Source organism: Micromonospora sp. RHAY321, assembly GCF_023896955.1.
Taxonomy (GTDB): Bacteria; Actinomycetota; Actinomycetes; order Mycobacteriales; family Micromonosporaceae; genus Micromonospora.
On the sequence record NZ_JAMHIW010000007.1, the window covers coordinates 1 to 19748 of the forward strand.

The following is a 19748-nucleotide window of genomic DNA, read 5'->3' on the forward strand; positions in this document are numbered from 1 at the left end:
TGGCCGGCACCGAACCGGATCGCCAGCTGCGCGGCGGTCGGGCGGCGGGCCGGGTCGGCGGCCAGGCAGGCGACGGTCAGCTCGGCGATGTCGGTCGGCAGGCCGGACACCCGCAGCGGCGGCACCGGAGTGCCCCGCCGGTGCACCTCCAGCGCGTCCTCCCAGCTCTGCACGGGCAGCGGCGCCTCCCCGGTGAGGGTGCGGTAGAGCAGGGCACCGAGGGCGTAGACGTCGCTGGCCGGGTCCGGCGGGCCGGCGGCCAGCCGCTCCGGGGCGAAGTAGGCCGGCGTGCCCATCAGGGGCTCGCCGGCCTGGCCGCCGAGTGGGTGGTGCGGCCCACCGAGGGCGGCGATGCCGAAGTCGAGCACCTTGGCGCCGGTGTCGGTGAGCATGATGTTGCCCGGCTTGATGTCACGGTGCACCACGCCGATGCGGTGCGCGGCGGCCAGCGCCGCCGCGATCTGCCCGGCCACCCGGATCGCCTCCGGCCAGGGCAGTGGCCCGGTCCGGAGCCGGTCGGCGAGGTTGTGCCCGTCGACCAGTTCCATGACCAGGTACGGCACCACCACACCGCCGGCCAGGGTCGCCTCGGCGTAGTCGTACACCTGGGTCACGTGCGGGTGGGTCAGCCGGGCGGCCGCGCGGGCCTCCCGTTGGATGGTGGCCCGCAACTGCGGGTCGGCGGCGAGCTGCCCGGCGAGCACCTTGACCGCGACCGGTCGGCCGAGCACCTCGTCGTCGGCCCGCCAGACCTCGGACATGCCGCCGAGGCCGATCCGCTCGTGCAGCAAATAGCGGTCGTGGAGGCGGAGGGTGGGCGTGAACGGTGACATGGCCACACCAGTCTGCCTGGCTGTGTCCCGCTCGACCACCCAGCGTGCCTGATCCCGACCGACTCCTCCCGTGCGTACCGAAATGACCGGTGGCGCTGGCCGGATCAGGCTACGAGCAGCGGGTCACGGTGGGCAGCGGTCGCGGCTGGATCCGGTCGGCGAGCCGGCGCAGGGCGACGGCGGTGGCCTGTCGGGTCGGGGCGAGCAACGCCGGGCGAACGCGTTCGACCTGGACCGGGGCGTCCGGGCGGGCCGAATTGACGTGTCGGTTCACCGCGTCGAGGGCGGCGAAGTATCCGGTCGAGTGTTCCATGGTCAACTCCTCGGGACAGGTCCGGTGGAGGCCCGGACGACGAGTGCGGTGGGCAGCAGCACATGACCGGCTGCGGCGTCCACGGGCGGGTCGAGCAGCAGCTCGGCGGCGATCCGGCCCTTCTCCTCGGCCGGTTGCCGGACGGTGGTGAGGCCGGCGGCGGCGGCCTCGGGAACGTCGTCGAAGCCGGTCACCGAGACCGGCGGGCGCCGGCCGGCCGGCCGCTCGGCCAGCGCGTCGAGCACGCCGAGGGCGAGCACGTCGGAGCCGGCCAGCACGGCGGTCGGTGGTGTGGGCCGGTCGAACAGCCCGGCGACGGCGGCGGCCGCCGCCTCGCGGCTGTTGCTCCGGGCGTTGAGCAGGGTCAGCTCGGCCCACTCGACGCCGACCTCGGCGAACGCGTCGGCGAACCCGGTGAGCCGACCCCGCGTCGTCGGGTGCCCAACCTCGTGCACCCCGGACAGGGTGAGCGGGCCGGCCGGCGCGTCGAGCAGCACGGAGTCGGCGAGCAGGGCCACCCGGCGGTGACCCAGGCCCGCCACGTGCGCGGCGACGCCACGCGCGGCGGCCCGCTCGTCGATGCCGACGAACCGTTCGTCGGGGCCGGCGTCGTCTCGGGCGGCGGTGCTGACGAACGGCAGACCCCGTTGCCGGATCACGTCCAACGCCCATTCCTCGTCGGCGACGCAGTAGACGCAGAACCCGTCGACGGCGGCGTTCTCCACGGCCCGCCGGGCGTCGGTCTGCGCCGGTGGCAGCGGCACCAGCAGCATGCTGGTGCCGTGCCGCTCGGCCGCCGCGCCGACGCCGGCGAGGAAGCGGACCGCGAACGGGTCGGTGAAGGCGTACGACAGTTGGGAGGTGAACAGCACCCCGATCGAGCCGACGAAGCCACGGCGCAGCGAGCGGGCCGTGGGGTTGGGGCCCGGGTAGCCGAGCTGCCGGGCGGCGTCCAGGATCCGCTCGCGCAGCGCGGAGGAGAGCTGGTCGGGGCGGCTGTAGGCGTTGGACACGGTGCTGCGGGAGACGCCGACGGCGTCCGCCACGGCTTGCAGGGTTGGCTTCACCGGCGCCCCTCTGTATCGATCCAGTCTGTATCGATTCAGAGACTAGCCGGACCGGTCGGCGTCGGTCAATACCACGTGTTGATCCCGCGGAGACCGGCGAACCGTCGTGCCGACGGATCAGGGCAGGCTCGCCACCGCGCCGTACATGCTCACCTCGACCACGTCGAGATGGGTGAAGAAGCCGGTCAACTCGGCCCGCGGTCGCTGGTCAGGCCGGGTAGAGGTCCTCCAGCAGCCGTCCGAGGATGTCCGCCGTACGCTCCGGCGGCTCGGCCTCGACGCAGAGCCGCTCCATGGCGACGGCGTAGTAGTCCAGGTCGTCGCGCTTGTCGAGGTAGATGGCGCTGGTGAGCTGTTCGATGTAGACGATGTCGGGCAGCTCCTGGTCGCCGAAGCGCAGGATGGTGAAGGCTCCCCCGGCGGCGGCGTGGCCACCGGCGGCGAACGGGATGACCTGGAGCCGGATGGTGGGTGACTTGGTCGCCTCGATGAGGGCGGTCAACTGGCCGCGCATGACCTCGGGGCCACCGATCGGGCGGCGCAGCGCGGCCTCGTCCACCACGGCCCAGAGCTGCGGCGGGTGCTCGCGGCGGAGCAGTTGCTGGCGTTGCATCCGCAGGGCGACCCGCCGGTCGATCTCGGCCGGATCGGCTGTGCCGTGCCCGAGCAACACGACCGCCCGGGCGTACTCCCGGGTCTGCAAGAGGCCGGGCACGAACTGCACCTCGTAGCTGCGGATCAACGCGGCCGCCGCCTCCAGACCCAGGTAGGACTGGAACCAGGTGGGCAGGACGTCACCGTAGCGGTGCCACCAGCCGGGGCTGTTGGCGTCCCGGGCCAGTTTGAGCAGCGCGTCCCGCTCCTGCTCGTCGGTGACGCCGTAGAGGGTGAGCAGGTCCGACACGTCGCGTTCCTTGAACCCGACCCGACCCAGCTCCATCCGACTGATCTTGGATTCGGAAGCCCGGATCTCCCAGCCGGCGCCCTCCCGCGTCACCCCGCTGGACTCCCGCAGCCTGCGCAGCTGGGCACCGAGCAGCATGCGCAGAACGGTCGGCCCGCTTGTCGGGCCGCCCTCGGCGGGGACCATCGTCACGTGCGGACCTCCGGATACCGACCACGGTGGTCGGGCACCCGGCCCGACCGACGTGTAAGCATGCCATGGACCGACAGTGAGGTGTACTCCTCCGGAGCGGTGAATCAGTCCCGTCGCCGGGATGGTCCATCGGCAACGTTCAGTTGATCAGGTGGTCGAAGTCGCCGTCCCGGGCGCCCAGCACGAAGGCCGCGATCTCATCCACCGTGTAGATCAGCGCCGGCCCCTCCGGATGTCGCGAGTTGCGGAGCGCGATGCCGGCTCCACCGGGCAGTTCGGCGAGCTCGACACAGTTCCCGCTGGGGTTGCTGCGGCGACTCTTCTGCCAGCTCAGCGGGGGCAACTGATGGATCGGAACGCCATTCGGTGGCTGCTGCATGAGGGCGTCTTTCTGCTCACGAGCCCGCCGATGCCCGTGGGGAGGAGCGGTGACGGCGAGGGGTGCGGTATCGACATTGGACCGTGCTGCACGTGCATCTGCTATTGCATCTGCACCGGACGGCGAGCATGATAACGCACGTGAACGGTGCCCATCCGTTCACGTTGAGTTACCCCCGTCTGGGGCAACCACGAGGAAGAACCGGGCCTGACGCGGCACGCGCGCCGCGTTGGCCGAAGGCTGGAGGCGGTCGCGGCGATGGGAGGGCTCGTGCCGGATCCGATGACTGTCGCCTCTGGCATCTGCGCCGCGGGCGCGCTGCTCTCCTCCTGGCAACTCCGCCGACGGGCGCTGCGCGCCGAGGCCGAGATCGGGCACCTCCAGGCCGAGCTCGCCGCCGAGCGGCACGCCGCCAGCCACGACCCGCTCACCGGGCTGCCCAACCGGCGCGCCTTCTACCGGCTCGCCGCCACCCTGCTCACCGACGCGGTCGGGCAGCCGTTGATCGCCATCGTGCTCGACCTGGACGACTTCAAGCAGATCAACGACCGGTACGGGCACGCCGCCGGTGACCAGGTGCTGATCTGCGTGGCCGAACGGCTGGCCGGGTTCGCCGGGGACAACCTCGTCGCGCGTCTCGGCGGGGACGAGTTCGCCGGGCTGCTCGCGAGCCCGACCGTCGACCGGCGCTGGATCGAGCACGCCACCCGGCGGCTCAGCGAGACCGTCGCCGCCCCGATCCGCCTGGGCTCCGGCAGCGTCCAGGTGACCGCCTCCGTCGGGCTCGCCCCGGTCGCCGGCCCGGCCCAGCTCACCGACGCGCTCAGCCGCGCCGACGCGGCCATGTACCAGGCGAAGAGCCTCGGCGGCAGCCGCTCGCCCCGGCAGCTCGTCGACAGCGTGCGCCTGGCCGAGTGCTGAGCGGTCCGGGCTCCGCCACCGCCCGGGCCGTGCTCACCCCCGCGGGTCGAGGCCACGCAGCGCCGCGTCGGCGAGGGTGACCAGGCCGACCGGCGACACGAGTCCCCGTACGATCTCCGCCGCCCTGATCCGGTCGGCCGCGCTGGCTTCGGTGTCCAACGCCTGCCGGGTCCAGTCGGTGAGATCGTCCAGCGCGCGGACCGCGAGGAACCAGGCCAGGCGGGCCCGGTCGACGTCCGCCCGTCCGTAGCCGGCGAGGGCGGCCGCCTGCTGCTCCGCGGTGATCGGTGCGAAGGCGAGCACCCCGCCGATGACGAACATCAGGTCACACTCGGGCGGGGCGAGCACCGCGTCGTCCCAGTCGATCAGCCAGACCTGCCCGCCGGGGCCGAGCAGCAGATTTCCCAGGTGTGGGTCGCCGTGACACACCACCACCGGACCCGGCCGCGCGCCGGAGCGGCGCTCGACCCCCTCGACCAGTGTGGACACCCGCTGCGCCGCCGCGGCCCATACGGCCGCCAGTTCGGTGAGAAGCGGGCCGGCGGGGTCGGCCGGGTCCGGGTCGCGCAGCCGCTCGGCCATCGCGCGGGTCGCGGCCACGATCGTCGGGTACGTCGCGCCGCCGGCCGGCAGCCGCCGCGCCAGCTCGTCGGTCACCGGCACCGCGTGCACCGCGGCCAGCAGTTCGCCGTACGCGCGCCAGTGCGCCCCGGTCATCGGGCCGTCGAGCGCCCGCCGGTGGGAGACCCACGGCACCACCGAGAGGCGACGGCCCTCGCGGTCACCGCACAGCCGCCCGTCGTGCGTACGCAGTGGCGCGGGGATGCCCGGCACCTTCTGCTCGGCGAGGTGCGCCGCCACGACCAGGCCAGCGGGCGTGCCGCCACCGCTCACCTTCACCGCGTACCGGCTGCCGTCGGCGGTCCCGGCCCGCCAGAGCCGGGCGTGCTGGTCGGCGCCGTGGGTGACCTCGTCCATGGTGGTCAGCTCGATGCCGAAGTCCGCCTGGACCCAGGTGGCAACCTGCCGGGACGCGTCCTCGATCATGCGCGACACCATGCCACCGGGTGGGTAGCCCGGCCCACCGAATTAACCTGGCGGTGGCCGGTCAGCGCAGGGTGGCGAGGTGCCGGTCGAGCGCGGCGTACGACTCGGCGGCGCCCTGCGCCATGCCGGACTCGACCATGCCGTCGCGCTGGGCGGTGGTGTCGAACCGGGTGGTGCTGGTGAGCGTGGTGCGGCCTTCGTGCTCGGTGAAGACCAGCGTCTCCACCGCCACCTGGCCGGGCATGCCCTCGAACTCGAAGGTCTGCACGATCCGCTCCGGCGCGACGATCTCCCGGTACTCGCCCCGGAAGGCGTAGTCGTTGCCGTCGTCGGCGTGCTCGACGCAGCGGTAGCTGCCGCCCTCCCGGAAGTCGATCTCGACGTCCACCGGGTTGCCGCGCGCCCACCACCGCTTCAGGTGCTCGGCCTGGGTGTGCGCGGCGAAGACCAGCTCGCGCGGGGCGTCGAAGGAACGGGTGAGGGTGATCTCCCGGTCGGACGGGAGGTCGATGGCGAGGTCACTCATGGCTGTTCTCCTTCAGGTCGCGTAGGTAGTCGTCCAACGTGTCGTAGCGGTCGTCCCAGAGCCGGCGGTACTGCTCGACCCAGTCGGCGAGCGTGCGCAACGGCGCTGGGTCGAGCCGGCAGCGACGCCACTGCGCCTCGCGGGTCCGCACGATCAACCCGGCGCGCTCCAGCACGTTGAGGTGCTTGGAGATCGCCTGCACGCTGATCGGGAACGGCTCCGCCAACTCGTTGACCGTCGCCTCGCCGGCCGCCAGCCGGGCCAGGATGGCCCGACGCGTCGGGTCGGCCAGGGCAGCGAACACGGTGCTGACCGGATCTGTTGTCATGGTGTCGCTCTCTACCAACTGGCTTATAAACCGATGGGTTGAATATACAGCTCAAGGAGGCTGCGTCAACACTCTTCCGGAGAAGACAACCGACCGCCGTGTCATCGGGGTCGGCGCGGGGTACGACGTGGCGAACGTCCCGAACCGGCGGCCGAGAGGAACCGACGTGGCGAAGATCCGCGCCCTGGTGCTCAACTGCACCCTCAAGCCGTCACCGGCACCGTCCAGCTCCGACAAGCTCGCGCGGGAGGTGCTCGCCGAGCTTTCCGAGCAGGGCGTGGACGGCGAGATCATCCGCGTGGTCGACCACAACGTGCGGTTCGGGGTGTCGACCGACGAGGGCGGCGGCGACGGATGGCCGGGCATCCGGGCCAAGCTGCTGCCAGCCCAGATCCTCATCATCGCCACGCCGATCTGGCTCGGTCAGCCGTCCAGCGTCTGCAAGATGGTTCTCGAACGCCTCGACGCCGAACTCTCCGAGACCGACGACCAGGGCCGTCTGCTCACCTACGGCAAGGTGGGCGGCGTCGCCGTCGTCGGCAACGAGGACGGCGCCCACCACAGCATCGGCCAGGTGCAGCAGGCACTCAACGAGGTCGGGTTCACCTGCCCGGCCGCCGGCGCCACCTACTGGGTCGGCGAGGCGCTGCACAAGACGGACTACCGCGACGCCGGCCCCAAGCCCGACACGACCGGCCGCACCACGAAGGCGTTGGCGCTCAACAGCGCCCACCTGGCCCGGCTGCTCGCCGAGCAGCCGTACCCGCCGCCGGACGCGCGGGGCGCCGGGGTGGGTCCCAGCCGCGAGCCGGCCTGACGGGCCGTCCCACCACCGGCTCCGACGTGGGTACGGTCAGCGCCAGCCGTAGCCGGCGCGCAGGGCCTGCCCGACCCGGTCGAACCGGGCCCGGTCCAGCACGGCGCCCTCGCGGCGGATGCTGTCCTCGCGCATGGTGAGCACCCGGTCGAGTCGAACCCAGCTCGGCCGGTTGTCCCGGTCCCAGTCGCCGGGCCCGAGCGCGAACCAGTGGCGCTGGCCGTGCCGCTCGCTCTGGCTCGACAGCATCAGCCCGAACAGCGTCCTGCTGTGCCGGCCGACGACCAGCACCGGGCGGTCCTTGCCCTGCCGCGGGTCGTCCTCGTACGGCACCCACGTCCACACGATCTCGCCGGGGTCGGCCTGCCCGTCCCGCTCCGGGGCGTAGGTCAGCTCCCGTCGCTGCAACGCGCTCACCTGGCGTCGGCGGGCCACCTGAGCCGGGGCCGGCCCGGTGCGCCGGGGCGACGGGATCACCGCGCCCACCCGGGAGATGCGCGCCGCCACATTCCTCAACAGACCAGCCACGGCGGGCAGCCTACCGGGCGCCGCGCCGGGCGCCGGAGCGGACGGCGCTGCGGCAGACTGGTGCCCGGCAGCGGGACGACACGGAGGTGCGCCGCAGTGACCATTGAGGTACGGACGAGGAGCCTGCCCGGGGCGGTTACGGCGCTCGGGTCCGCCGGGGCGTACACCCTGGTGGTGGACCGGCCGGCGGACGCCGGCGGCGGCGGGCTCGGTTTCAACGGCGGCCAGCTGCTCTACCTCGCGGTCGCCGGCTGCGTCTCCAACGACCTGTTCCGGGAGGCGCGGGCTGCCGGCCTCGACCTGCACCGCGTCGAGGTGACGGTGCGGGGCGACTTCACCGGCGAGCCGGCCGTGTCCACGGAGGTCCGCTACGACGTACGGGTCGAGGGCGACGCCCCGCCAGAGCTGCTCCGGGCACTGATCGAGCGGGTGGACGCGATCGCCGAGATACCCAACTCGCTGCGCGGTGGCACCTCCGTACGGCTGGGTCGCACCGAGGTCGCGGGCACTGGGCGTACCGATGGTTGAGCTGCCGCGTGACCTGCCGATCCTTGAGCGGAGCGCGGTGCGGGTCGTGGTCCGCGACTCCGCCGACCGGGTGCTGCTGTTCCACACCCGAGACCCGGACCACCCCCGCCTGGGCACCTGGTGGGAGCTGCCCGGCGGGGGCATGGATCCCGGGGAGACCTACCGCGACACGGCGGTGCGCGAACTGCGCGAGGAGACCGGCATCGCGGTGAGCCCGGACCAGGTGGGCGCACCGACCTGGCGACGACGGGCGAGTTTCCTGCACCGTCAGCTGCGCCACGTCCAGGACGAGGTGGTCGTCGCGGTGCGGCTGGCCGGCCCCGGGCCGGACGTGGACGAGGCGCAGCGGCTCGACTACGAGGTGGACGACTACTTCGGCTTCCGCTGGTGGCCGCTGCCGGAGGTGGTGGACAGCCGGGAACGGTTCTACCCTGGTCAGCTCCCCCGGCTGATCACACCGTTCCTGGCCGGTGAGGAGATCGACGAACCGTTCGAACTGTGGTCGTGAGCCGCGAGGATGCCGTACCGGACGGGGGCGGGCAGAGTGGGGGCATGACGACCGACCTGCACGGGCCGCTCTCCGGGTACGCCGCGCGGCTGCACGCCACGATCGGCGACCGGCACCACGTCGCCTCCCCTCTCGGTGCCTGGCTGCTGCTCGCGGTCACCGCCACGACCGCGACCGGCGGCGCGGACCGCCCGGCGGCCGACGGGCTGGCGGAGGCTCTCGGCACCGACCTGACCAGCGCGGCCGAGGTCGCCCGCGCGCTGCTGGACGCGCCCCACCCGCTGGTCGCGTCCGCGACCGCACTGTGGCACCGGCCGGATCAGCGCGCCAACGGGTCGACCGGCTGGCGGGACGCCCTCCCCGCGACGACCGACGTCGGCCCGCTACCCGACCAGGCCGGACTGGACGCCTGGGCGCGCGAGCACACCCATGGCCTGATCGAGAGGTTCCCACTGCGGGTCGGGCCGGACGTGGTGCTGGCCCTGGCCAGCGCGCTGGCGACGAGGATCTCGTGGGCCGACCCGTTCGAGGTGGCCGACGCCGGCGCACTCGGAACGGGCAGCGCCTGGGCGAGCCGGCTGCGCCGGGTGCTGCGCAGCCCGGGCCACGGCCACCGGAGCGCCATCGCGACGACCGAGCGGGCCGGTGACGTGATCGTGCACGCCGCGCCGGCCCAGGCGGCCAACGGTGCGGGGCTGATGGTCGTCTCGGTGGCCGCCGCGCCGCAGGTGCCGCCCGCTGATGTGCTGGCGGCCGCGTACCGGATGAGCGCCGACGCCGCCGACGGCGGTGAACCTGCCGGTCGCCGCTCACTGTTCGATCTGCCGCTCGGCGACACTCCCCTGTGGACGCTGCACGAGGAGCGGGTACGGACCAGTGCCCGCGACGGTCGCGAGGAGCGGCACCGCGCGGTCCTCCCCTGTTGGTCGGCCCGCAGCGAGCACGACCTGACGGCTCCGGCACTGGGCTTCCCGGCCGCGTCGGCGACGCTGGCGAGGACGCTGGCGCTGCCGGTGCGGGACTTCGAGGCGCGGCAGGTGGCGATGGCCCGGTACGGCCGGTACGGCTTCGAGGCGGCGGCGGTGACCGGCATGTTCGGGCTGACCAGCCTGCCGCCGGAGGGCGTCGCCCGCACCGCCGAGCTGCGCTTCGGCCACCCGTACGCGGTGGTGGCGGTCGCCACCGACAAGCGCTCCGACGGCGGGACCGGGCCGTGGCACGGGGTGCCGGTCTTCTCCGCCTGGGTCGCCGAACCGGACGAGTTGCCCGAGGCCGACGCCGTGGACCGGTGAGCACGCACTTCACGTACTGATATGCCGTTTTAGGAGACTTTGTCGCTTACGCTGGCTCCGTGGCTCTCATAGGAGGCGGTGCGGGGTGAACGGCGCGGAAGCACTGATGCGGACGTTGGCGGACGGCGGCGTGGAGGTCGTCTTCACCAACCCCGGCACCACCGAGCTGCACCTGGTCGGGGCGCTGGATGCGGTTCCGCAGTTACGCGGGGTGCTGGCCCTCTTCGAGGGTGTGGTGACCGGCGCGGCCGACGGCTACGCCCGCATCGCCGGCAAACCGGCGGCGACACTGCTGCACCTCGGTCCGGGGCTCGCGTACGGCCTGACGAACCTGCACAACAGCCGACGCGCCAACTCACCGGTGGTGAACCTCGTCGGTGACCACCCGACCTACCACAACGCCTTCGACCCGGCGCTGGCCTCCGACATCGCGGCCCTGGGCGGCTGGCTGCGCGGCCCCGTCCGCCGCCCGGAGAACGCCGCCGGCGCGGGGACGGACGCCGCCGCGGCCCTGGCCGGTGCCGTGGAGTCACCCGGACAGATCGCGACCGTGATCGTGCCGGCGGATGTCTCGTGGTCCGACGGCGGTGTGGTGGCCGAGCCGATGACCTCCAAGCCGGCGCCCCCGGTGGCTCAGGACGTGCTCACACAGGTCGCGGAGGTGATCCGCAGCGGCGATCCCGTCGCCCTGGTGATCGGAGGTCCGGCACTGCGCGAGGCCGGGCTCTGCGCGGCCAGCCGCATCGCCGCCGCCACCGGCGTCCGCGTCCTGCAGGAGCTCTACTCCAACCGGGTCGAACACGGGGCGGGTCTGCCCACGTTCCCCCGGCTCGGCTTCTACCCGGACCAGGCGCTCGAACAGCTCGCCGGGGTACGCCACGTGATCACCGCGGGTGCGAAGGCACCGGTCTCCTTCTTCGCCTACTCCGACAAGCCCAGCTGTCTCGTTCCGGAGGACGCCGCGACGCACGTGCTCGCCGAGGTGGGCCAGGATGCCGTCGCCGCGCTCACGCAACTCGCCGACCTGGTGGCCCCCGACGTGGCGGCCGACGTCGTCGAGCCGCGGCGCCCGGCACTGCCCACCGGTCCCCTCACCCTGCAGAGCTGGTGCGACGTCGTCGCGGCGTTGCTACCCGAGCGGGCGATCGTCATCGACGAGAGCGTCAGCTCGGGCGTCGCGCTCGCGGACGCCACCTCCGGTGCGCCCCGGCACGACGTGCTCATGCAGACCGGTGGCGCCATGGGCGACGGCATGCCATTGGCCGTCGGCGCCGCCGTCGCCGCACCCGACCGCCCCGTGGTGGCTCTGATCTCCGACGGCTGCGCCATGTACACGGTCGCGGCGCTCTGGACTCAGGCACGGGAGAAGTTGAACGTCACCACGGTGATCCTCGACAACCGCTCGTACGCCATCCTGCGTCAGGAATGGAAGTACTACAGCCGCCGACCGGGTGCCGGCGACCCGGACAGCAATCCCCTGTTCGACCTGGCCGACCCCGCGATCGACTTCGTGCGACTGGCGGAGTCCTTCGGGGTGCCCGCCACCCGCGCCACCACCGCCGAGGAACTCGCGGAGCAGTTCTCCAACGCCCTCTCCGAACCGGGTCCGCATCTCATCCAGGCCGTGGTCCCACCCGCCGCCTGATCGTCGGTCTCCACCCGTTCCCATCTGTGCAGCGTCCGTCGTCCGCTCCTGGTGCTCCGACGCCACCGCGCGTCTGGGGTCGAGAATCCAGATACTTGATGGTCGGATAAAAAAAGCTGACCTTTCGGCATTGTGTCCTTGAAAATATCAAGGTACAAATGAGCGGCACGGGCGTTGTCGAAGCGAGGGAGCCGAGGGTGGACTGGCAGGAACTGACCGACCTGACGCAGGGGCAGCCGTTCGTGGTCGAGCGGGTCCGTCTCTCCGGCAGCGGCATCGCGGTCGAGGGCCAGTTCGAGCCGCCGCAGCTGGCCCAGCTCAGCGTCGACGACCAGGTGTTCGTTGCCGCGTTCGTCCGGTCGCACGGCTCGATCAAGGAGATGGAGCGGATCTTCGGGGTGAGCTATCCGACGATCAAGTCCCGGCTGAACCGGATCGCCCAGCACCTCGACTTCGTCGACACCGACCCGGCGCCCACCGGCGCCGACGTCGTCGACCGCCTGCGGCGCGGGGAGATCAACGTCCAGGAGGCTCTGACCGAGCTGGAGCGGTCCCGATGATCCCGCAGCTGGTGACGTACCACCAACGCCGTCGCGACGGCCGCTGGTTGCGGCTGTACGTCCCGGTCGTGCCGGTCGCGTTGCTGCTGTCTCCGCTGCTGCTGGTGGCCGGGCTGGCCGGACTGGTCGCCTGCCTGGTCTTCCGGGTCAGCCCGGTGGGCGCGCTGCGCGGCACCGCGCAAGTGCTGTGGGCGCTGCCCGGCAGCCGGTTCGAGATCGAGCAGGGCCGAACGGCCGTGCTGGTCAGCGTCAGATGAGTGAGAAGGAAGAGGGGCGACCAGTGAACGAGCAACGCCGCCAGATCCTGGAGATGCTGGGCGAGGGCAAGATCACCGCGGACGAGGCCGAACGGCTGATCAACGCCGTCGAACGGGAACAGCCCGAGTCGCCCCCGGGAGCCGCGCCCCGCGCGAAAACCCGACCGAAGTACCTGCGCGTCGTGGTGCACTCGGAGGACGACTTCAACGGGCCGAGCCGGGTCAACGTCCGGGTCCCGCTACAGCTGCTGCGCGCCGGAGTCCGGCTCACGAGCCTCATCCCTCCCCAGGCGCTCACCGAGGTCAACGCCAAGCTGAACAAGTCAGGTGTCCCCATCGACCTGACCCAGCTCAAGCCGCAGCACATCGAGGAACTCATCGAGCAGCTCGACGACGTCACCGTCGACGTCGACGACCCCGACACCAAGGTGCAGGTGTTCTGCGAGTGACACCGCCACGGCGCCGGCCGCCCGCCGGGCCACCCGGTCCGGCGGGCGGCCGTCTACTGTCCGCTGCCGCCTGAGCCGCTGCGCAACCGCACGTCGGCACCGTTCTGCTCGTAGCTCTGCTGCGACACCTGAACAAGCGTCGCGTCGCGGTGGAAGGTGCCGCCCGGAGAGACGGTGCTTCGGGTACGCCTTGCTGCGGTTACGGCCGCTCGGCGACGTGGGCGATGAACGCCTGCCACGCCGTCGGGCCGAACGCCAGGGTGCCGCCGTCGCGGTTCTTCGTGTCGCGGACCAGGACAACGCCGGGGAGATTGTCGGCGACCTCGACGCAGTCGCCGCCGTTGCTGCCGCTCTTCGTGCTCTTGCGCCATCGCGCGCCGGTCATGTCCATGATGCTGCCGCTTCTTTCAGGAGGTCCAGGGACCGCCCCCGAGGAAGGGCTTCGCCCCGTATGCGTTCCCACCGTCGCTCGAGGGTAGCAATTTCCGACGCCTGATCGACGATCTGCGCTTGCGCTTGGCTGTCCACATGAGCCACTCGCGTCCCATCAGGCAAATCGGCGAGCGTGAACGGCCCATTCAGCCCGGGGTAAGCCGCAGCATCGGCGGGCACGATGTGGAGCTGAACGCTCGGCAGTTCGGCACAGCTCACCAGGTGAGCTAGCTGCGCAGCCATGAGCGCCCGGCCACCGGCGACCGCACGACGGATGATTCCCTCGTCCAGCACCGCGACGAACAACGGCCCTCGATCACGGGTCAGGATCACTTGCCGGTCCACCCGTGCGGACGCGAGTTCGTCTATTTCCGTCAGGGTCAGCGCCTCCCAGGCGAGCGTTGCGCGGGCGTACGCCTCGGTCTGAAGGAGGCCCGGCACCCAGGCAAGCTGGAACGCCCGCAGCGCGACCGCTTCGCGCTCGATGTCGACCCATGGTCGGAACCACACCGGCTCCCGTCGGTTGAGCACGTCCGGCCAAAGCTCGACAACGTCCTTCCTGAGGATCTTTGCTACTTCGGCACGATGCCGGCTCTGCGGGACACGCCCCGGGTTTGCCCACCGGGCGACCGTCTTCGGGTGAAGACCGATGCGATCGGCCAGACTCTCGGCCGTCTCGCACGCCTCGGCGAGCGCCGCGACAAATGCATGGTTCATGCCCGCGTCCCTTCGGGAGTCAATGGAACGTACCGAAGAAATCATCTAACGCTGTGTGATTGTCAGGCAACCCTCGGCAGGGTGCTGGGTAGACGGCGCGAGCGGTGGAGGCGACAGCCCGGCGTGCGCGTTCGTAGCGGGGGCCCGGCCGACCCGACGGCGAGCACCGAGGCCGGGCCTCCTTCCACTCGACCGATGCGAGGGACAGCCGTGCCGGAGACACCGAAGCGACACCGCCGGAAACTGCACGCACGATGACCAGCCGGCCCATCCGATCCGGCGACGTGCTGTTGCTGACCCGCGAGGCCAGTCCGCAGTTCACGCGACCGGTCAGCGTCCGCGTGATCCGTGTCCTGGCCGACCGCCACACATACCACGACTGGCTCTGGATCGAGGGTTACGAACTCGGCCCGAGTGGCGACGCGGTGGCCCGGCGCGAGCTGTACCTGATGCCCGCGGGCCTGCGCTGGCTGGAGGCCACGCCCGCACGACCGGACCTCCCCTGCCATCGCCGTCCGGCCACAAGCGGGCGGGTGACGGTGTGAACCGGCACAGGAACCATCTGCCCTCGCGGCCCACCTGGCGCTGCCAGGCGTGCGGGATCGCCTGGCCGTGCTCGCCGGCGAAGCTGCGGCTCCTCGCCACCTACCGGACCAACCCAACCGAGCTGCTGGTGTGAGCAGCGATGGATCTGCGGACCGCTCGGGGATGCCGCTGCCCGTGCTTCGTCGTGACGAGGCAGCCGGTCAGGCTCAGGCGGGAAGCAATGCCGCCAAGTCGGCGAACAGCAGGGGAAGGCCGCCCAACTCGCCGATCCCGACCCAGGCGATGTCGTCATGTTCCTCAGGTGCACGGTTGGTGGGAGAGCCGGCCCAGTCTCCAATTCGCCAGACGCCCACGTGAACGGCGTCGTCACCACTGCCGGCATGCCAGTCGCCCAACCGTGAAGCGGACTGCGCCACAATGCGAACACCGAGCTCCTCGTGCATCTCACGCGCGAGGGCCTGTAGTTCCGACTCACCCGCCTCGACGTGCCCCCCGGGCAGATCCCAGAGATCCGGGTATGCGCGGCGGGTCGGGCTGCGGTGTACCAGCAGGACCTCGCCGTTCTCCACGAGTGCGCCGCAGACGACGACATGCATGACGGGATTGGAGCACAGGGATACGACAAACTCGCCCCAGCGAAAGGGACACCCAGCCCGCGAGTCGCGCACCCATCCCCGGCAGGGCATAGTGTCCCGCGACGCCATCGGCCGATGTCGCCTGCCCGCGGAGAGGATGGTAGGAAGTGACGACGCGCTTACGTGCTCGATGGGCCCGGGCCGCCGCATTGATCGCCTTGACCGGGGGGACGCTCGCGGTGTCCGCGACACCCGTGGCGGGCGCACCGGCACCCATCAGCATCCTGAGCGTGTCGGCGGAGAACGTGAAGCCCGGCGACAAGGTTCGCGTTCAGTTCCGCGTCACGAACAACGGGAGCGGGGCCGAAACGGCCATCGTGGTGGTCAGTGGCGGCCTGCAATGCACCACCGGCTGCCGGGCGGCGCCGAACCTCAAACCCGGCCAGAGCCAGGACTTCCAGGCCACCCTCGTCGCGCCCCAGGTGAGCGCGGGCGAGATCTCCGGTCGCAACATCTCGGTCGCCGTGCGGCTCGACGGGCAGAACAGCTTCGACTACAAGATGGTCTACGTTCACGGCGCGGGCACGTCGCAACCCGGCGCGGGCGCGCCGCAACCCGGTGCGGACAAGCCGTCGTCCGTGGTCGCCGGGGTGTCCGGCCAGGTCCGCGACTCCAGCGGCAAGGCGGTCGGCGGCGTGGCCCTGACCGTCCGGGACAGCGCCGGGCACGAATACCGTACGACGAGCGACCGGAGCGGCCGGTTCTCGATCAAGTCGGGCGCCGGCAAGACGATCGCCGAGGGCCCGATCACGGTCGTCGCGGCCCTGGACGGCTATCGCACCACCCGCACGACCGTACAGGGCTCCGCCGGTGGCACCGCGAGCGTCCGGCTGACCTTGACCGCCGTGGCCGCGCCCGCGACGACCCCGCAGTCTCCCGCCGCAACGGCGGCAGCGGACGAGGCTTCCGCGCCGGAGACCAGCGTAGCCGCGACGGGGGCACCCCTCGCCCTCGAAGCTGTCAGCGACGAGGGCAGCGGTTCACTGCCGTACATCCTGGGCGGCCTGCTGGTCGCCACCGGCCTGGGCGCACTGGCCCTGATGGCGAACCGCCGCCGGAACACACCGGACAAGCCGGCTCCGCACGCGACGACTCAACTGACGGCGCCGGCCGGAGCGGGCATGAGCGACGCACCGACCGCGGTGCTGCACACGAGGCCGCCGGCCGACGGGTTCCCCGGTCCGTACAGCGGGCCCCCGCAGGGCGGCATCCAGCAGATCAGCCACGACCCATACGGCGGGCCGGCCCTCTAATACTGTTGCGGCGGTCCGTAGCAGCCTCCATCACCGTCGCCGTCCCTACGGTGCCGTCCCGTGGCGCCATGTCTCGGCGAGCAGGGCGTACGTGTAGCCGTCCACCCAGCCCAGCTCGGCGTGCCAGGAGTCGCCGACGCCGTGCTGCTCACGACGCATGCCGACCTTTTCGAGGATCCGCACCGAGGCGAGGTTGTCCGCGAAGCAGCCGGCGGTGATCCTTCGGACGCCCAGCCGGTCGAACGCGTGCGCCACCATCGCGGTGACAGCCTCAGTTGCGTAACCATGGCCCCCGTACGCCGGGTCGAAGATGTAACCGAGTTGGGCCTCCGTGCACGGCGGCATGCCGGGCTGACCCATACCGTCGACCACGTCAAGCGAGACAGTCCCGATCACCACGCCGTCCACGGCCACCGCCACGCTGTGGTCGTCGGGGTCTTCCGCCGCGCGCCGCCACGCCGCCCGGAAGGACGCAGGGTCGACCTCGGTGCGCAGTAGCCAGCGAGTGACCTCCGGCAGGTTGCGGTACTCCAGGATCCGGTCGACGTCCTCGTCACGCACCGGGCGAAGCTCGAGGCGTTCGGTGCGTAGGTTGGTGCTTGCCATGAGGCGGGACGTTAGCGGACGCACCACGGCGACGCGTCCGGTTATCCGGCCGTCCGGCCGGACAGGGTTCACCTAGCAGGTACGGCGCGCACGTGCGCCGACAGCACCTGTCGCACTGAACTTCCTCATACTTGACCTTGACGAGGGCGGTAGCGGAGGTGTACGACGCCGTTTCGGAATCGGCGCTCATCGAGGAGCTCGAGGTCGGCGCGTATGCCGGTCGGCAGCCCTGGCTTGCCGCCGCCGACGACAACGGGCAGGATGATCAGCTGGCACTCGTCGACCAGCCCGGCCTTGAAAGCCTGCGTCGCGAGGTTGGCACCTCCCACGGTGAGATCGCTGCTGGCCGTGGCCTTCAGTTCTCGTACTGCGGCGGGGTCGAAACGGCGTTCGAGTCGGGTGTCGGCAGTTGACACCGCGGCGAGGGTCGTGGAATACACGACTTTGCTCGCCGCCTGCCAGGCGCTCGCGAAGTCGGCCGTGAGGTCGGACTGCGCGGCCAGAGCGGCGTCGGTCTCCCAGAGGGACATCGCCTCGTACAGACGCCGCCCGTAGAGAAGCGTGCCCACGGACCGCAGGAGGTCGGTGTGGAAGGCGAATACCTCGTCGCCGATTGGGAACCAGTCGAACGCGCCGTGTTCGTCCTCGATGTAGCCGTCAAGCGACACGTTCGTCACGTAGATCAGCTTTGCCATGTCCCTACCTCTCGATGATCAGTTGCAACAATCTGGACATTCCTCAGCGTGGTGTCCAGCTTGGTGAACGCCTGGCACCAACCCTCCTCGCTGGGCTGCTCCAGATGCTCGGGGAGCCACTGGCGGATCTCCAGTCGCGTCCGTCCGTCAGCCTCGTCGTGGAACTCGACCCGCAGCCTCGTCTCGAACGGCTCGATGCCCTCCTGCAGCCGGCCACTGACGTGCATGACGCCGTCGAGCAGTTCGCCGTCGGCGACGTCTGTGAGGACGACGTGGATGTGCACGCGAAGGCCGGGGTCGGATGCATTGACCTCCGTCCACCGTTGATAGCCGCCGGGGCGCACGTCGAACTCGATCTCGTCGCGTGGCAGTGAGTTGCCGACCGGGCCCCACCACGCCGCGAGGTGATCGGGATCGGTGAAGGCCCGATAGACGAGCTCCCGCGGCGCGTCGAACACGCGCGAGATGACGAGCTGCGGAGTTTCCGTCTTCATTCGAGCTCCCTGGGGTCGTCGACCATCCGGTCCGTTGCCCGTCCGGCGGCCTGCACTGCGGCGAGGTGGGCATCGAGGCGGGTGAGGGACGAGTCCCAGAACCGCCGGTAGCGGTCGATCCAGTCGGCCGCCTCGCGTAGCGGGGCAGATTCGAGGTGGCTCGCGCGCCACTTGCCCGACCGCGACCGCGAGATGAGCGCGGCGCGCTCGAGCACCTTCAGGTGCCGTGACACCGCTGGCATCGAGATGGACAGAGGAGCGGTGAGTTCGGTGACCGTGGCGTCGCGTTCGGCCAGCTCGGCGATGATCGCCCGCCGAGTCGGGTCGGACAGCGCCGAGAACACCGCGCTGAGCTGATCGGTTCCAGCCATCGGAAGCCCCCCTTCACTTAACCATATTGTTAAGCGTATTGAGACGCGAGCGATGCTGTCAACGGGCGCGCGCGGACGGCTCGTCACGGGCGACCTACCAACGCCGCCGGCGCAGCTGCCAACCCGCTCACCGCCTGGCCGGCGAACGCCGTTTCGGTACGGTGGGCCCGGCCCTGCCAACACCTGACGGAGGAGCTCCTGATGGCCAGGTACGTGATCACTCCAGCCGTGGCGCTACGTCTGGCGCACGACGAGGTCGCGATTCCCGATGAGCATCAGCTCGTGGCCCCGAGCCTGCTCCGCTCACAGGTGCTGTCGCTCCTCTACCAATCGGTACGTCGAGGGACGCTGTCCAGGAGGGACGCCGAGCGCCACCTCACCTATGTGCGTGCGCTGCGCATCCGACTGCTCGGAGACCGCGTCCTGCAGAGCGTCGCGTGGAAGATCGCCGATCAGCTCGGGTGGCCGGACACGCTCGACGCCGAGTACGTCGCCCTGACCACGCTCCAGGCCGATGCCCTCATCACGCTCGACCCGGAGTTTGCCGACGCGGTGCGGAGCATCGTGCCGGTCGCGCCCATCGACGTGTTGGCCTCGTCGCTCACGATTGTCTGATCGTGGAACACGATCTTGACGCACTGGCCGCAGGAGTGGCGGACCACGTGGATTTCGCGCACTTCGCGTACGCCCTCGCGGCCGACGTCGCCGACCACCCCGAGAATTGGGAGAACCGCAACCTGGAGACGTTCCTCGAGGCGTGGGGCGACTTCTCCCGAAGCATCGAGTCCTGGGCCCGGAACAACGGGGAGGAGGTCCCGATCACGCTGAGCTGGAGGCTTCTCGCCGAGATGCTCCTCGTCGCGCGCGAGTACGAGTGACGCTGTCCGGACGGCGGGCTTGGGACG

At 71.2% G+C, this 19748-nt stretch carries 30 protein-coding genes; 14 read left to right on the top strand and 16 right to left on the bottom strand.

Going from position 1 to position 19748, the window contains the following annotated elements; translation table 11 throughout:
* The 5 genes from M8C17_RS17130 to M8C17_RS17150 form a co-directional block, all read right to left on the bottom strand.
* The coding region (locus M8C17_RS17130) for a serine/threonine-protein kinase (protein WP_252417489.1) at positions 1-833 on the bottom strand (833 nt) is incomplete at its 3' end.
* Between the two features lie 109 nt (positions 834-942).
* Complete coding sequence (locus M8C17_RS17135; protein WP_252417490.1) at positions 943-1146, bottom strand: hypothetical protein; 204 nt, start codon at positions 1144-1146, stop codon at positions 943-945.
* 2 nt (positions 1147-1148) lie between these two features.
* Complete coding sequence (locus M8C17_RS17140) at positions 1149-2213, bottom strand: LacI family DNA-binding transcriptional regulator (RefSeq protein WP_252417491.1); 1065 nt, start codon at positions 2211-2213, stop codon at positions 1149-1151.
* 208 nt (positions 2214-2421) lie between these two features.
* Entirely contained in the window at positions 2422-3303 is an 882-nt protein-coding gene (locus tag M8C17_RS17145) for a helix-turn-helix transcriptional regulator (protein WP_256482893.1), read from the bottom strand.
* A 145-nt stretch (positions 3304-3448) separates the two neighbouring features.
* Entirely contained in the window at positions 3449-3688 is a 240-nt protein-coding gene (locus M8C17_RS17150; RefSeq protein ID WP_089021327.1) for a DUF397 domain-containing protein, read from the bottom strand.
* A gap of 270 nt (positions 3689-3958) precedes the next feature.
* Here M8C17_RS17150 and M8C17_RS17155 point away from each other — a divergent pair, with 270 nt between their 5' ends.
* The gene (locus tag M8C17_RS17155; RefSeq protein WP_252417493.1) at positions 3959-4609 is read left to right on the top strand and encodes a GGDEF domain-containing protein; all 651 of its coding nucleotides are present in this window, start codon (positions 3959-3961) and stop codon (positions 4607-4609) included.
* Positions 4610-4642: 33 nt separating this feature from the next.
* On the opposite strand, the gene M8C17_RS17160 is transcribed toward M8C17_RS17155, so the two are convergent.
* The 3 genes from M8C17_RS17160 to M8C17_RS17170 form a co-directional block, all read right to left on the bottom strand.
* A complete protein-coding gene (locus M8C17_RS17160; protein WP_252417494.1) occupies positions 4643-5656 on the bottom strand; it encodes a phosphotransferase enzyme family protein in 1014 nt (337 codons plus the stop codon).
* 61 nt (positions 5657-5717) lie between these two features.
* Positions 5718-6182: an SRPBCC family protein gene (locus M8C17_RS17165; RefSeq protein ID WP_252417495.1), complete on the bottom strand. Its 465-nt coding sequence runs from the start codon at positions 6180-6182 to the stop codon at positions 5718-5720.
* Entirely contained in the window at positions 6175-6510 is a 336-nt protein-coding gene (locus tag M8C17_RS17170) for a helix-turn-helix transcriptional regulator (RefSeq protein ID WP_252417496.1), read from the bottom strand. The genes M8C17_RS17165 and M8C17_RS17170 overlap by 8 nt, the downstream gene beginning before the upstream one ends.
* A gap of 166 nt (positions 6511-6676) precedes the next feature.
* Between M8C17_RS17170 and M8C17_RS17175 the strand changes: the two genes are divergently transcribed.
* Positions 6677-7327, top strand: a complete 651-nt coding sequence (locus tag M8C17_RS17175; protein WP_252417497.1) for an NAD(P)H-dependent oxidoreductase — start codon at positions 6677-6679, stop codon at positions 7325-7327.
* 36 nt (positions 7328-7363) lie between these two features.
* Here the strand turns inward: M8C17_RS17175 and M8C17_RS17180 are convergent, their stop codons facing one another.
* Positions 7364-7855 (bottom strand): type II toxin-antitoxin system PemK/MazF family toxin, encoded by a 492-nt coding sequence (locus tag M8C17_RS17180; RefSeq protein ID WP_252417498.1) that lies wholly within the window; start codon positions 7853-7855, stop codon positions 7364-7366.
* Between the two features lie 96 nt (positions 7856-7951).
* Between M8C17_RS17180 and M8C17_RS17185 the strand changes: the two genes are divergently transcribed.
* The 7 genes from M8C17_RS17185 to M8C17_RS17215 all read left to right on the top strand — a co-directional run bounded on the left by M8C17_RS17185 (position 7952) and on the right by M8C17_RS17215 (position 13094).
* The gene (locus M8C17_RS17185; protein ID WP_252417499.1) at positions 7952-8383 is read left to right on the top strand and encodes an OsmC family protein; all 432 of its coding nucleotides are present in this window, start codon (positions 7952-7954) and stop codon (positions 8381-8383) included.
* The gene (locus tag M8C17_RS17190; protein WP_252417500.1) at positions 8376-8891 is read left to right on the top strand and encodes an NUDIX hydrolase; all 516 of its coding nucleotides are present in this window, start codon (positions 8376-8378) and stop codon (positions 8889-8891) included. Before M8C17_RS17185 ends, M8C17_RS17190 begins: the two co-directional genes overlap by 8 nt.
* 44 nt (positions 8892-8935) lie before the next feature.
* Positions 8936-10183 carry a hypothetical protein gene (locus tag M8C17_RS17195; RefSeq protein ID WP_252417501.1) on the top strand — a complete coding sequence of 416 codons (1248 nt, stop codon included), beginning with the start codon at positions 8936-8938 and terminating at the stop codon, positions 10181-10183.
* Positions 10184-10268: 85 nt separating this feature from the next.
* Positions 10269-11828, top strand: a complete 1560-nt coding sequence (locus M8C17_RS17200) for an acetolactate synthase large subunit (protein WP_252417502.1) — start codon at positions 10269-10271, stop codon at positions 11826-11828.
* Between the two features lie 197 nt (positions 11829-12025).
* Positions 12026-12388, top strand: coding sequence for a DUF2089 domain-containing protein (locus M8C17_RS17205; RefSeq protein ID WP_252417503.1), 363 nt, complete (start codon positions 12026-12028; stop codon positions 12386-12388).
* Entirely contained in the window at positions 12385-12645 is a 261-nt protein-coding gene (locus M8C17_RS17210) for a hypothetical protein (protein WP_252417504.1), read from the top strand. The genes M8C17_RS17205 and M8C17_RS17210 overlap by 4 nt, the downstream gene beginning before the upstream one ends.
* A gap of 23 nt (positions 12646-12668) precedes the next feature.
* Positions 12669-13094 (top strand): hypothetical protein, encoded by a 426-nt coding sequence (locus tag M8C17_RS17215; RefSeq protein ID WP_252417505.1) that lies wholly within the window; start codon positions 12669-12671, stop codon positions 13092-13094.
* Positions 13095-13293: 199 nt separating this feature from the next.
* On the opposite strand, the gene M8C17_RS17220 is transcribed toward M8C17_RS17215, so the two are convergent.
* On the bottom strand, positions 13294-13485 hold the full coding sequence (locus tag M8C17_RS17220) for a DUF397 domain-containing protein (protein ID WP_252417506.1): 192 nt from the start codon (positions 13483-13485) through the stop codon (positions 13294-13296).
* Positions 13476-14243, bottom strand: coding sequence for a DUF5753 domain-containing protein (locus M8C17_RS17225; protein WP_252417507.1), 768 nt, complete (start codon positions 14241-14243; stop codon positions 13476-13478). Before M8C17_RS17225 ends, M8C17_RS17220 begins: the two co-directional genes overlap by 10 nt.
* Positions 14244-14497: 254 nt before the next feature.
* Here M8C17_RS17225 and M8C17_RS17230 point away from each other — a divergent pair, with 254 nt between their 5' ends.
* Positions 14498-14788, top strand: a complete 291-nt coding sequence (locus M8C17_RS17230; protein ID WP_252417508.1) for a hypothetical protein — start codon at positions 14498-14500, stop codon at positions 14786-14788.
* Positions 14785-14922 (top strand): hypothetical protein, encoded by a 138-nt coding sequence (locus M8C17_RS17235; protein ID WP_252417509.1) that lies wholly within the window; start codon positions 14785-14787, stop codon positions 14920-14922. Before M8C17_RS17230 ends, M8C17_RS17235 begins: the two co-directional genes overlap by 4 nt.
* Positions 14923-14995: 73 nt before the next feature.
* Here the strand turns inward: M8C17_RS17235 and M8C17_RS17240 are convergent, their stop codons facing one another.
* The gene (locus M8C17_RS17240; protein WP_252417510.1) at positions 14996-15385 is read right to left on the bottom strand and encodes an NUDIX domain-containing protein; all 390 of its coding nucleotides are present in this window, start codon (positions 15383-15385) and stop codon (positions 14996-14998) included.
* Positions 15386-15603: 218 nt separating this feature from the next.
* Between M8C17_RS17240 and M8C17_RS17245 the strand changes: the two genes are divergently transcribed.
* Entirely contained in the window at positions 15604-16677 is a 1074-nt protein-coding gene (locus M8C17_RS17245) for a carboxypeptidase-like regulatory domain-containing protein (protein ID WP_252417511.1), read from the top strand.
* Positions 16678-16722: 45 nt separating this feature from the next.
* Here M8C17_RS17245 and M8C17_RS17250 read toward each other — a convergent pair whose 3' ends face one another.
* The 4 genes from M8C17_RS17250 to M8C17_RS17265 all read right to left on the bottom strand — a co-directional run bounded on the left by M8C17_RS17250 (position 16723) and on the right by M8C17_RS17265 (position 18816).
* Positions 16723-17283, bottom strand: a complete 561-nt coding sequence (locus M8C17_RS17250; protein ID WP_252417512.1) for a GNAT family N-acetyltransferase — start codon at positions 17281-17283, stop codon at positions 16723-16725.
* Between the two features lie 125 nt (positions 17284-17408).
* On the bottom strand, positions 17409-17978 hold the full coding sequence (locus M8C17_RS17255) for a dihydrofolate reductase family protein (RefSeq protein WP_252417513.1): 570 nt from the start codon (positions 17976-17978) through the stop codon (positions 17409-17411).
* Entirely contained in the window at positions 17966-18472 is a 507-nt protein-coding gene (locus tag M8C17_RS17260) for an SRPBCC domain-containing protein (RefSeq protein WP_252417514.1), read from the bottom strand. The genes M8C17_RS17255 and M8C17_RS17260 overlap by 13 nt, the downstream gene beginning before the upstream one ends.
* Positions 18469-18816, bottom strand: a complete 348-nt coding sequence (locus M8C17_RS17265) for an ArsR/SmtB family transcription factor (protein ID WP_374558582.1) — start codon at positions 18814-18816, stop codon at positions 18469-18471. Before M8C17_RS17265 ends, M8C17_RS17260 begins: the two co-directional genes overlap by 4 nt.
* 228 nt (positions 18817-19044) lie before the next feature.
* Here M8C17_RS17265 and M8C17_RS17270 point away from each other — a divergent pair, with 228 nt between their 5' ends.
* Both M8C17_RS17270 and M8C17_RS17275 read left to right on the top strand, forming a co-directional pair.
* Complete coding sequence (locus tag M8C17_RS17270; protein WP_252417516.1) at positions 19045-19458, top strand: type II toxin-antitoxin system VapC family toxin; 414 nt, start codon at positions 19045-19047, stop codon at positions 19456-19458.
* A 2-nt stretch (positions 19459-19460) separates the two neighbouring features.
* Complete coding sequence (locus M8C17_RS17275) at positions 19461-19721, top strand: hypothetical protein (RefSeq protein ID WP_252417517.1); 261 nt, start codon at positions 19461-19463, stop codon at positions 19719-19721.
* The last annotated feature ends 27 nt before the right edge of the window (positions 19722-19748 follow it).